1 pseudogene is annotated in these 420 nt (G+C 61.0%); it reads left to right on the forward strand.

Annotated features, from left to right (window positions below):
* Positions 1 to 420 (forward strand): annotated as a pseudogene (locus SB822_RS55090) (type VI secretion system membrane subunit TssM); the annotation flags it as partial.

The raw sequence follows: 420 nt of genomic DNA on the forward strand, positions 1-420 counted from the left end.
CTCGGCGAGCGGCACGATTCGCGGATGCGCAAACTACGCGAAACCGCGTATGGCCAGACCTCGTGGGATAACCCGTCGCTCTTCAATGCAAACCTGAAGCGCGCGCAAAGCGGCGTGACGAGCTGGTTCAGGCAATGGTTCTCGCGCGCGCCGACGGGTCAGTTGAATGCGAACATCGACATTAACGGCAATCCGGTCGAAATGCCGATGGGACCGATTGGCCAGGAGTTCTCCGCGCTCGGCCGCATGGTTCAGACCGGCGATAACGGCTCGATGCTGAAGGGCTATCTGGACACGCTGTCGAAAGTCCGTACGCGCTTTAACGTGATCAAGAATCAGGGCGATCCTGGACCGGGCGCGCGTCAGCTCATGCAGCAGACGCTCGACGGCAGCGGCTCCGAACTTGCCGATTCGCTGAAG

Source organism: Paraburkholderia sp. SIMBA_054 (assembly GCF_046534875.1).
GTDB lineage: Bacteria > Pseudomonadota > Gammaproteobacteria > Burkholderiales > Burkholderiaceae > Paraburkholderia > Paraburkholderia hospita.